This window comes from Mariniflexile sp. AS56, from assembly GCF_030552475.1.
Lineage (GTDB): Bacteria > Bacteroidota > Bacteroidia > Flavobacteriales > Flavobacteriaceae > Mariniflexile.
Map to the genome: position 1 here is coordinate 147992 of NZ_JAUPED010000005.1, position 11979 is coordinate 159970.

Here is an 11979-nt window from a genome sequence, read left to right on the forward strand (position 1 = left end):
CAAATTATAAAATTTTGCTAAAAAAAATAAACTGCGGAATAATTATTGATTATTCACGTTTTAGTAAAAAACAATTAAAAAAGTATATGAAAAAAATCATCCTATTTGTAGCAATTCTAATCTCTGGAGTAGCTATGGCTCAAAAAACAATTGAGAAAAGTATTGGAGAATTTAAAGAACTGAAGGTTTACGATTTAATAGAAGTTGAATTAATAAAATCAAATGAAAATAAGGTTATTATTTCAGGTCAAAACAATGAGAATGTTGTTATAAATAACAAAAATGGAACCTTAAAAATAAAAATGAATTTAGAAGAAATTTTTGATGGGAATAACACAAAAGTAACTTTGTATTATACGGTTTTAGATATTATTGATGTAAATGAAGGTTCTAAAGTATTCGCAAAAGAGACCATCAAGCAATTTGAGATCGATTTAAGAGCACAAGAGGGCGCAAGTATAGATGTAGCTCTAGATGTTAATTATACCATTGTTAAAGCTATTACAGGAGGTAAGGTGAAAGCAACAGGTACATCACAATCACAAAAAGTAGCTTTGTTTACAGGTGGTATTTTTAGAGGTGATACTTTAGAAACTACTAAAACAGATGTTTCTATCAATGCTGGAGGTGAAGCTTATGTTAAAGCATCTAAATTAGTAGATGTGAAAGTAAGAGCTGGAGGCGATGTATTTATTTACGGAAACCCAGAAACAGTTAATGAAAGTACCGTTTTAGGTGGACGCATTAAACGTGTGGATTAAGCTAAAACCAAATAAAAATTATTAAAAACCCACTGCTTGCAGTGGGTTTTTGTTTTTAATTAGGGTTTAAAAGAAGTCTTAAAGTTTTAAAATATTTCTTTACTTTGTAATAAACCCTCACATATATTATGTTTGATGATATTTTAGCGGCCATTCCCTTCGGAATTATTCTAGCTTTTACCATAGGGCCCGTATTTTTTGTTCTTCTTGAAACCAGTGCCACCAAAGGCTTTAAAAGTGCTTTAATCTTTGATTGTGGCGTGATGCTCGCCGATATATTTTTTATTCTTGTTGCTTTTTTTAGCACCAATAAACTGTTAGATAAAATTAAAGACGATCCTAATTTTTTAGTTTTTGGAGGTGCCTTATTAGTTATTTATGGTTTTATTTCCTTTTTAAAAACTTCTAAATCCTTCCGAAACATCGTTAAAGAGTATCACAAAGTGGAAATTAAAAAAGGCTATGGTAAGTTATTTTTAAAAGGTTTTCTTCTTAATTTTATAAATATTGGGGTATTAATTGGTTGGGTCGCATTTATTGTATTAGGTAATTCCTTAACCAAATCAGAAGATGGGGTAATAGTATTTTTAAGCACTATTTTGATTGTTTATTTCTTAGTAGATTTAATTAAAATACTTATAGCTAAGAGGTTAAAAAATAGATTAACACCACGTATTATCTTTAAAACAAAAAAGATAATTGCTCTAGTGATATTAGGTTTTGGATGTTTACTTTTAATTCAAGGCTTCTTTCCAAAAGAAAAAGAACTTTTAAAAGAAAGGCTAGAAAAGATAAGCCCTATAAAATAAAAAAAGCTTCTAGTATAAACCAGAAGCTTTCTTTGAGGTGTCGAGCGGATTCGAACCGCTGTAGCAGCTTTTGCAGAGCTGAGCCTAGCCACTCGGCCACGACACCTTATTGATGGTGCAAATGTAAAAAAAATTAGCAATTTCCAATAGTTAAAATCACTTTTTACGTTTATCTGTCATTTTTATAGTCACTTTTTCTACATCGCCACCTATGGGTGGGTTTATTTTACTAACCCAAACAGTTGCTTTTTTCACCTGTATATTTTCATCAAAAATTCTATCTAAAATACGTTTTGAAACGGTTTCAAGTAGCTTTGATGGAAGCGCCATTTCTTCTTTTATAATTCTATTTAGAAACACATAATCCACAGTATCAACAAGATTGTCTGTTTTTGAAGAGGTTTTTAAATTGGCTTTTATTTGTAAATCTACACGGTATTCACTTCCTATTTTTGTTTCTTCTTCTAAGCATCCGTGGTGCGCAAATACACGAATATTTTCAACTTTTATAATTCCCATGTTAGGTCGTTTTAAGTCGGCAAAATTACCTAATTTTACACAATATTTTTTGTTTAATTACCTATTGCGATACATTTTTATGTCTGAAGAAAGAAAATCACTTAACTTTTTAGAGCAAATTATTGAAGAAGATTTGGCAAATGGCATGCCAAAAAACAACTTGCGTTTTCGTTTTCCGCCAGAACCAAATGGGTATTTACACATTGGCCATACTAAAGCTATTGGTATTAGTTTTGGTTTGGGTGAAAGATATAACGCACCAGTTAACCTTCGTTTTGATGATACCAACCCTGCAAAAGAAGAGCAAGAATATGTAGATGCTATAAAAGAAGATGTAGCATGGTTAGGTTATAAGTGGGATAAAGAAGTGTTTTCTTCTGATTACTTTCAACAATTATACGATTGGGCCGTACTTTTTATTGAAGAAGGCAAAGCATATATAGATTCACAATCGAGTGAAGCGATGGCAGAACAGAAAGGAACCCCAACACAACCTGGTGTAGATGGTCCTTTTAGAAATAGAACCGTTGCAGAAAATTTAGATTTATTTGAACGTATGAAAGCGGGCGAATTTAATGAAGGTGAACATATTTTACGTGCTAAAATAGACATGCAACACCCTAATATGTTGATGCGTGACCCTATTATGTATCGTATTTTAAAGAAACACCACCATAGAACTGCCAATGATTGGTGTATTTACCCCATGTACGATTGGACACATGGTGAAAGTGATTATATAGAACAAGTGTCACATTCCTTATGTTCTTTAGAATTTAAACCTCACAGAGAACTGTACGATTGGTTTTTAGATCAAGTAACAGAACCTAGTTTGGTAAGACCAAAACAACGTGAATTTGCACGTTTAAATTTAAGTTATACCATTATGAGTAAGCGTAAGCTACTTAAATTGGTTGAAGATGGTATTGTAAACGGTTGGGACGACCCACGTATGCCAACTATTTCTGGTTTGCGTCGTAGAGGGTATACCCCAAATGCATTAAGAAAATTTGTAGATACTGTTGGTGTTGCTAAACGTGATAATATTATTGATGTATCTCTTTTAGAGTTTTGTATTCGTGAAGACCTAAACAAAACAGCACCCCGCGTTATGGCGGTTTTAGACCCTATTAAATTGGTTATTACTAATTATCCAGAAGATAAAGAAGAATGGCTAGAAGCGGAAAACAACCAAGAAGATGATAGTGCTGGTTTTAGAAAAGTACCTTTTTCACGTGAATTATATATTGAAAAGGAAGATTTTAAAGAAGTTGCTGGTAATAAGTTTTTTAGACTAAAATTAGGTGGCGAAGTGCGACTTAAAAATGCCTATATAATTAAAGCTGAATCTGTTGAAAAGGATGCGGAGGGTCATATTACAGAAATACACTGTACTTATTCTGAAGATACATCTAAAAAAGTAAAAGGTACTTTACATTGGGTATCTATAAAACATGCTATTAAAGTGGAAGTTAGAGAGTACGATCGTTTGTTTAAGGACGAAGCACCAGACAGCCATCAAGACAAAGATTTTATGGAATTTTTGAATACAGATTCTTTAAAAATCATTGATGCTTTTGTAGAACCAAGTTTGTTAGAAGCTCAAGTAGGAGAGAGGTTCCAATTTCAAAGGTTGGGGTATTTTAATGTAGATAAAGACTCCTCTACTAGTAAATTAATATTTAATAAAACAGTAGGCTTAAGAGATAATTGGTCCAAACAAGTAGCTACTCAAAAAACCGATAATAAACCGGTTAATCAAAATAAACCGAACACACAACCCAAGCGTAAAGCTATTGATGTGATTCAGCAATTAGGAAAAAAATACACCAATTTACCAGAAGCGAAGCAATTAAAAGTAAAGTCTGAAATTCAAGAACTTGCTAAAGATGTGAGTTATGATGAATTACAACCACTTTTTAATACCGCTGCTAAAAAAGTAGGAACGCGTATTGCCACCATGATTACTTTAGGTATTTTGATTAAAAACGGACTTGATAAAAACACAGATATTTCTGAATTTATTAATAAAGGTTTGGAAGATTCTAATGAATTGTTGGTTGCGGAAACTCAGGCTATTTAGCATTCAATGTTAGTGGGCTTTATTTAAGTTTTACAGTACTAGAAATATGAAAAAATATAAGTTGGTTAGAATACTTTTAAAATTATTTTTTTCATTTATGGTGCTTATATTTATTTATAGTTATAGTCCGTATAAACTGGATTTTTTAGGGTATTACCATAAAATTTGGGCACACAGAACAAATAGTGTGGAAAAATTAAATTCTGCTTTAAGCTATTTTAATGGGGTAGAGTTGGATTTGGTTTACATAGAGGATCATGATTTTTTTGATGTTTATCATGCTCCATCCAAGTCTTATAATTTAAAATTTGAGGATTGTATCAATAGTATTGAAAATATTGATGATTTAAAAGGTATTTGGCTCGATATAAAAAATTTGAATTCAGAAAATTCAGAAAAAATTTTATTAAAATTACTTAAAATTTTAGATGCCAGAAATATTCCTCACCAAAATGTTTTAATAGAAACGAGGTTTCCAGAAGCCTTACCAATTTTCACTAAAAGTGGCTTCAAATCGTGTTACTACCTTCCTTATTTTCTTTACAAAAAAAACAATGTAGAGTTGAATAGTGACATTTCTAATATCAAAAATGTTTTAGCTAATCAACCAAATATAGCGATATCCTCGAGTCATAAAGATTATGATATTCTACGTGAACATTTTCCTAATACACCAAAGTATATTTGGGATTTAGTATGGCCAGTAAATATAGACTTTTTATTAACTAGAAGACTTTTAAAAGATGATGCTGTTAAAGTGGTTTTAGTGCATTATAAGGCCTTAAAAGGAAATCGTTAATTAAATGAAGCAGTTTATAAATAAGTATAAAGAAATTATTATTTTTAATTTAGTTGTAAATATTATTTTTGCGCTTTTTGTTACACTTTCTTCGTATTATTATATTCCCTTGAATAATTTAAAAGGCAAACTAATGTACTTTCTGCATTTATGTATTGTACAGGGAACTTTTGCTAGTATTATTTATTTTTTAACGCTGTCTAGAGTTATTTTTAAAGTAGTTTTTTCTACGTTATTCATAATTTTAAGTGTTGTAGGTTATTGGACTTATAGTATTAATATTTCAATGTCTTCAGCCCTTATTGATGCCTCTGTTACTACTAAGCCGTATATTATTAAAGATCTTATAACTGTTCAATTTATCCTTTTTTTAGTATGCAGCACCATAGTATTGTGGGGTATTCATAAATATTATAAATCGATAAAACCGAAGCAAGGTATTAAGCTATTTTTTCCTTTGAGTTGTTTATTGTTAGTCTTATACTTTTTGGTAAACAATGAAAGAACTAGGAGTTTAGAATCCAAATTACCGTATTCATTTTTTTATGCTTTAAATGAGTATTTTATTAAAGTTGATATTCCGTTAAAACAAACTATTAAAATTACAGATACTAAAAATTTCAATAAATTAAATATAGTATTTGTTTTAGGAGAGTCGTTACGAGCAGATCATTTAGGTTTAAATGGTTACAATAGGGAAACAACACCACTACTTTCTAAAAGACAAAATTTAATAAGTTTTAAAACCGTTTATACTAACAAAACGAACACCGCTTTAAGTCTTCCATGTATATTAACAGATAAAAGTATTTATAGTAATAAAAACGACTCCGTTCGGTCGGTCTTTAGCCTTTTTAACGCTCTAGAAATACCTACTGTTTGGATAGGTAACCAATTATTAGAACCTAGTTATGAACAAATTGTAAATACGAATAAGGACGTTGTTATTATTGATAAATTTAAATCTTATTGGAATATTGGCAAAAAACACGATTTAGAATTATTAAATGAGTTTAATAAGCTTTTTAAAAGGGAAATAAATGGTTTGTATACCATCCATATGATTGGAAGTCATTGGTGGTATGAAGATAAATATACAGATGCATTTAGAAAGTTCAAACCAGTTATTGATAGTAAATATATCCCATCCTTGAGTAATGAACAAATTATAAACTCGTATGATAATACTATTTTATATTTAGACTATTTTTTAAATACACTAATCAATAAATTAGAAACTAATAATATACCAACGGTGTTGGTTTATTTATCAGATCATGGAGAATCTTTGGGTGAAAATGGCAAGTGGTTGCATTCACACACAGAGGCATTAACCAATCCAGGTATGATGGTTTGGTATTCTAATAGTTTTAAAACTGTTTATCCAAATAAAGTAGAAGCATTAAATAAAAATAAGGAACGAGAATTATCAACAGATTTATTGTTTCACAGCCTTGTGGATTTGATTGACAATGATAATTTTAATTATAATAAGGAGCTGAGTATATTTTATACGAAAAACTAAAATAATTTTTATTTATCTTTAACCTATAACTACTAACTAATTAATATTATGGATTTTGTAAACCTGAGTGCTATTTTGCTTGCTGCAGTTTCAGCACTTGTTGTTGGATTTATTTGGTATAACCCTAAAGTATTTGGAAAAGCTTGGATGCAAGAAGCAGGCATGACTGAAGAAAGTATGAAAGGGGCTAACATGGCTAAAATTTTTGCTTTAGCACTTCTTTTTGCCTTTATGATTGGTTTTATATTGGAAAACCTTGTTATTCACCAAGCAGGCGCTTTAAGTTTGGTTGGAGGTGATTCTAGTGTTGCTTTGCAGTCCTATTCCGATTTTATGAGTGATTATGGTAATGATTTTAGAACCTTCAAACATGGTGTTTTACATGGTGTTATGGCGGGTATTTTCTTTGCTTTACCTATTTTAGGTACGAATGCTTTATTTGAAAGAAAAAGTGCTAAATATATTTTTATTAATAGCGGATATTGGATTGTAACACTGGGTATTATGGGTGGTATTATTTGTGCTTGGAAATAAACTTTTGTAAACATTTAAATAAATTAAAGACTGAAGTGTTTAACTTCGGTCTTTTTTATTCTATATTTTGAAGTCTTTTAAAATTTATCATTCGGTTGCCAATCTCCCAAAGTCATGGGATGCTGTTGTTGCGCATGATATTTTTTTACAAACGGCCTACTTTAAAGCGCTTGAAAATGCATCACCCAATAACATTCAATTTTTTTATGTGGGTATTTTTAATGAAGATGTTTTAGTAGGTGTTGCTGTTGTACAACGTGTGCAGTTGTACTTGAAAGATATGTTTAGAACCATAAACGTTTCTTGTTTAAAGGAATTTTTCCGCGATGTCATTTCAAAAATATTGAAAGGAAATATTTTGGTAGTTGGTAACTTGACGCATACCGGTCAACATGGTGTGTTTTTTCAAAAGGAAAATATTTCTCAAACCAACTATTTTAAATTGGTGAATCAAGCTTTAAATTACATTAAAAAGCATATCAAAACCAATCAAAATAAAACCATACGCGCCATCATGTTTAAAGATTATTTTTTGGATGATGCGATTCATTTAGAAACTGATTTTTTTAGTGAAAACAAATTACACAAAGTGAAAGTGCAACCTAATATGGTTTTGAAGCTAGATCCAAATTGGTTAAGCTTTACTGATTATACGATGGCACTTAACAAAAAATATAAAAGGCGCTATAAAACGGCGCGAAACAAGTTAAATGGTATTAGATGCTCAGAACTAAGTTTAGAGGCTGTTAAGGCGTATTCTAGTAAGTTACATGCCTTATATTTAAATGTTTCTAACAATGCTAAATTTAATACCTTCATACTACCAGATAACCATTTTTATAATTTAAAACTTCAATTAGAAAACAGGTTTAGAGTTTTTGGCTATTATTTGAATGAAGAACTTATTGGTTTCTTTACTTTGATAGAAAATGAAAATCATCTTGAAACTTATTTTTTAGGCTATGATGAAGTGCATCAGTATAAAAACCAGTTGTATTTAAATATGCTGTATAGCATGTTAGAATTTGGAATTAGTAATAATTTTAAAACAGTTGTTTACGCAAGAACAGCAATGGAAATTAAAAGTTCTGTAGGTGCTAAACCAGAAGCTATGGTTGTTTATATAAAACATAGCAATCTTATTTTGAATGCTATTTTAAAACAAATTTTTGGATTGATGAATCCGAAACAAGAGTGGGAGGAACGCCATCCATTTCTTAGTTGAAACTTATAGAAATTAATTTGTTTATTTTTATAACTTATTTTATTTCAGTAAATTACGTATTATTTTACAAAAAGAGTTGTCATGAATTTGAAGTCTAAACTACTTTTTGAAATATCGAAAATTACGCTCGAAATTGAAACAAGTTATCCTGAATTGTATCAATTTTTAGACGAAAACCCTATAACGATTCCAAATGAAGGTCGTTTACATATTGATGATGTTTCATTGGAAAAATATTTAGAAGCTTTGAGAACGGTACTTGAAAAGTATAAAGAAGAGCACCCATAAAAAAAGCCTCATAAACATTTAATTTATGAGGCTTTTTCGTGAGTTTTTTATAAGTCTATTCTTTTTTCTTTTTCTCTTTAGCTTCTTTCATAGCTTCACCAATTTGATTACTTGCTGTAAAACTTGCAAGCATTTCGTTTAGCATATTACTACCCGCTTGTGGCGAATTAGGCATTAAAATTAAGTTACTATTAGTATGTTGACCAATAGATTGAAGGGTATCGTAATGTTGAGTTACCACAATTAATGCAGAGGCTTCTTGCGAGTTTATACCAACTTTGTTTAATACTAAAACAGATTCTTCTAAACCACGTGCAATTTCGCGACGTTGGTCGGCAATACCTTGTCCTTGTAAACGTTTACTTTCTGCCTCGGCTTTTGCTTTTTCAACAATTAAAATACGTGCAGCATCACCTTCGTATTGTGCGGCAGTTTTTTCCCTATCGGCTGCATTAATACGGTTCATGGCTTCTTTTACTTGGGCGTCAGGGTCTATATCTGTTACCAAAGTTTTAATAATATCATAACCATATTCCATCATGGCATCATTTAATTCTGTTTTAACGGCAATGGCAATGTCATCTTTTTTCAAGAAAACATCATCTAAAATCATTTTAGGAACTTCGGCACGTACTACATCAAATACATAACTTGTTATTTGATCGTGCGGATAATCTAGTTTGTAAAAAGCATCTTCAACTTTGTCTCTTATTACTTTATATTGAACAGATACTTTTAGTTTCACAAACACATCATCTTTAGTTTTAGTTTCAACAATAACATCTAATTGTTGAATTTTTAAACTTAAACGGCCAGCTACTTTATCAACTATTGGTATTTTTAATTGTAAGCCAGATTGACGAATACTTAAAAATTTTCCGAAACGTTCTATTATGGCTGCTGATTGTTGCTTAACCGTAAAGAAGGACGAAAATAAAATGACGAATGCGAATAGAATAAAGGGAATAAGGTAAAAGCTCATAAAAAAATGATTTAAAATTGTTAGAAAATTCTAATTACTAAATTAAGTTATATTTGTTCATTTAATATTAAAAATACTATGAAAAAACTACAACTTATATTATTAGTAACCCTAATGCTATGTTTCGTTACAAAATCTTTTGCACAAAAAGGAAATTATAGAATTTCTAACGGTATAAGTATTACAGGAGCTATTACCAAACTTGATATTACCACCGATAATTTTATAACCAAGCAAGGCGAAGGTTTTTTGGGAGGATTTGATGCCACGGTCGATATTCCACATAGATGGTACAACGTAAGTTTTGGTATGCAATTATCAGAAAGTGCTATTGGAATTTCAGCCAGACCAGAAGCTGTTTTAGGGAATAGCGAGTTTATTGATTATAAATTGTTTGCTGCTCAAGTCGCTTTGTTAATGCATATTAAAGTTATTCCAGATCATTTTACAATCGATTTAGGACCGATGTTACAATACAATAGCAAAATGGAATTAAAAGATAGAGATAAAGAAAACTATTATATCGATAAATATGCTAATCTATCTGCGGAAGCTATAAGTGAAATTTCTCAATTTAATTTTAATGGAGCCGTTGGTGCTTCAGTTGGTTTTAGAAATTTTAAGTTGAAAGCGCAATATATTTATGGCTTAACAAATATTTTGAAGAAACTTGAAAACCAAGATTTAGATACTACTGGTGGAGATGCACGTTTTAAAGGAAACCAAAACATGTTGGTTTTAGGAGCAAAAGTGTCGTTTTAAACCTTATTAAAAAAATTACGCCGAAGTAATTAAACTTCGGCGTAAACTATATTTAATATTAAAAAATCAATGTTTTTATAAAGTAGATATTGCTTTTTCTATACGTTTCACACTTTCCGTTTTTCCAATCATAAACATAATATCAAATACATCTGGGCCTTGTAAAGCACCAACGAGTGCTAAACGTAAAGGCATCATCACTGGACCAAAACCAATATTATTGGTAGTAATCCAAGTTTTGATTTCGTTTTGAAGCGTTTCTGCGCTAAAATCCTCAATAGAGTTAATGATTGTTACCACTTCTAATAAAAGATCCTTTGTACCCTCTTTAAATGCTTTTTTAGAGGCTTTTTCATCATAACTAGTAGGAGCTGTGAAGAAGTATGCACTCATATCCCAAAAATCTGAAATAAATGTTGCGCGTTCTTTTATCATGCCAACAACTAGGGCGATGTAATTCACATCAATATCCGCTAGTTCTGAATGTTTGTTTTTGAAAGCTTCTGCTAAATCATCATTATTTTGCTCTTGCATATAATGGTGGTTAAACCATTTAATTTTATCTGGGTCGAAACGCGCACCAGACTTATTAACACGTTCTAAATCAAAAGCATTTATAAGTTCGTCTAAATTGAAAATTTCTTGCTCTGTTCCTGGGTTCCAACCTAGAAATGCTAAGAAATTAATCATGGCTTCTGGAAAATAACCATCTTGTTTATAACCTCTAGAAACTTCTTCTGATACAGGATCTGTCCATTGTAAAGGAAATACAGGAAAGCCTAATTTATCACCATCACGTTTACTTAATTTCCCTTTTCCGGTAGGTTTTAAAATAAGTGGTAAATGTGCAAATTCTGGAGACTCCCAACCAAAGGCTTTATATAATTGGTAGTGTAACGCTAAAGAAGGTAACCATTCTTCACCACGAATTACGTGGGTAATTTCCATTAAATGGTCGTCTACAATATTCGCTAAATGGTAGGTTGGCATCCCATCACTTTTAAATAAAACTTTATCATCTAAAACATTGGTGTCAATTTTTATGTCGCCACGAATAATATCTTTTAAATGTAATGTTTCATCTTGAGGTGATTTAAAGCGGATCACATAATCGTTGCCAGCATCTAATTTTGCTTTTACTTCTTCCGCGCTAAGCGATAAAGAATTACTTAATTTTAAGCGGTTGTGCCAGTTGTAAATAAAGGTTTTACCATTCGCTTCGTGATCGTTTCTATGAAAATCTAAATCTTCAGAGCTGTCAAAAGCATAATAAGCATTACCGCTTGCAATTAATTCATCAGCATATTGCTTGTATAAATGTTTACGTTCACTTTGGCGGTAAGGGCCAAAGGTTTCGTTTTTATTAATACCTTCATCAAAAGGAATTCCGCACCAGTTTAAGGCATCAATTATATATTGTTCTGCACCTTCAACATAACGGTTTTGGTCGGTGTCTTCAATTCTTAAAACAAAGGTTCCGTTATATTTTTTAGCAAATAAATAGTTGAATAATGCCGTACGAACACCACCAATATGTAGGGGTCCTGTTGGGCTAGGTGCAAAGCGCACACGAACTTTCTGGGTCATGTTTTGTAATTTTGTTGCAAAGATACAATTAACACATTATTATAAACACTGTACTAAATAAAATTGTAGTTTAGTAGGTTATTATATTAGGCTTCAAGAGAATAT

General features: G+C 31.0%; 12 protein-coding genes and 1 tRNA gene. 9 read left to right on the plus strand and 4 right to left on the minus strand.

Translation table 11 applies throughout. From position 1 onward, the window contains the following. The first annotated feature begins 86 nt into the window (after positions 1 to 86). Complete coding sequence (locus Q5N74_RS07985) at positions 87 to 761, plus strand: head GIN domain-containing protein (protein WP_304388241.1); 675 nt, start codon at positions 87 to 89, stop codon at positions 759 to 761. Between the two features lie 128 nt (positions 762 to 889). Further along, a complete protein-coding gene (locus tag Q5N74_RS07990) occupies positions 890 to 1570 on the plus strand; it encodes a LysE family translocator (RefSeq protein ID WP_304388242.1) in 681 nt (226 codons plus the stop codon). A gap of 35 nt (positions 1571 to 1605) precedes the next feature. On the opposite strand, the gene Q5N74_RS07995 is transcribed toward Q5N74_RS07990, so the two are convergent. Both Q5N74_RS07995 and folB read right to left on the minus strand, forming a co-directional pair. Continuing rightward, positions 1606 to 1676, minus strand: a tRNA-Cys gene (locus Q5N74_RS07995). A gap of 50 nt (positions 1677 to 1726) precedes the next feature. Next, entirely contained in the window at positions 1727 to 2089 is a 363-nt protein-coding gene (gene folB, locus Q5N74_RS08000; protein ID WP_304388243.1) for a dihydroneopterin aldolase, read from the minus strand. A 79-nt stretch (positions 2090 to 2168) separates the two neighbouring features. Here folB and Q5N74_RS08005 point away from each other — a divergent pair, with 79 nt between their 5' ends. The 6 genes from Q5N74_RS08005 (at position 2169) to Q5N74_RS08030 (ending at position 8543) form a co-directional block, all read left to right on the plus strand. Then, the gene (locus Q5N74_RS08005) at positions 2169 to 4172 is read left to right on the plus strand and encodes a glutamine--tRNA ligase/YqeY domain fusion protein (RefSeq protein ID WP_304388244.1); all 2004 of its coding nucleotides are present in this window, start codon (positions 2169 to 2171) and stop codon (positions 4170 to 4172) included. A 46-nt stretch (positions 4173 to 4218) separates the two neighbouring features. Then, positions 4219 to 4971 (plus strand): hypothetical protein, encoded by a 753-nt coding sequence (locus Q5N74_RS08010; protein WP_304388245.1) that lies wholly within the window; start codon positions 4219 to 4221, stop codon positions 4969 to 4971. Positions 4972 to 4975: 4 nt separating this feature from the next. After that, positions 4976 to 6496, plus strand: coding sequence for a phosphoethanolamine transferase (locus Q5N74_RS08015; RefSeq protein WP_304388246.1), 1521 nt, complete (start codon positions 4976 to 4978; stop codon positions 6494 to 6496). A gap of 48 nt (positions 6497 to 6544) precedes the next feature. Beyond that, positions 6545 to 7030: a DUF1761 domain-containing protein gene (locus Q5N74_RS08020; protein WP_304388247.1), complete on the plus strand. Its 486-nt coding sequence runs from the start codon at positions 6545 to 6547 to the stop codon at positions 7028 to 7030. A 67-nt stretch (positions 7031 to 7097) separates the two neighbouring features. Beyond that, complete coding sequence (locus Q5N74_RS08025; protein ID WP_304388248.1) at positions 7098 to 8255, plus strand: GNAT family N-acetyltransferase; 1158 nt, start codon at positions 7098 to 7100, stop codon at positions 8253 to 8255. Between the two features lie 81 nt (positions 8256 to 8336). After that, complete coding sequence (locus tag Q5N74_RS08030) at positions 8337 to 8543, plus strand: hypothetical protein (RefSeq protein WP_304388249.1); 207 nt, start codon at positions 8337 to 8339, stop codon at positions 8541 to 8543. Between the two features lie 55 nt (positions 8544 to 8598). Here Q5N74_RS08030 and Q5N74_RS08035 read toward each other — a convergent pair whose 3' ends face one another. Next, positions 8599 to 9525 (minus strand): SPFH domain-containing protein, encoded by a 927-nt coding sequence (locus Q5N74_RS08035; protein ID WP_304388250.1) that lies wholly within the window; start codon positions 9523 to 9525, stop codon positions 8599 to 8601. 78 nt (positions 9526 to 9603) lie between these two features. On the opposite strand from Q5N74_RS08035, the gene Q5N74_RS08040 reads away from it, so the two are divergent. Beyond that, positions 9604 to 10287 (plus strand): outer membrane beta-barrel protein, encoded by a 684-nt coding sequence (locus tag Q5N74_RS08040; protein ID WP_304388251.1) that lies wholly within the window; start codon positions 9604 to 9606, stop codon positions 10285 to 10287. 75 nt (positions 10288 to 10362) lie between these two features. On the opposite strand, the gene gltX is transcribed toward Q5N74_RS08040, so the two are convergent. Continuing rightward, complete coding sequence (gltX, locus tag Q5N74_RS08045) at positions 10363 to 11874, minus strand: glutamate--tRNA ligase (protein WP_304388252.1); 1512 nt, start codon at positions 11872 to 11874, stop codon at positions 10363 to 10365. Positions 11875 to 11979 lie beyond the last annotated feature (105 nt).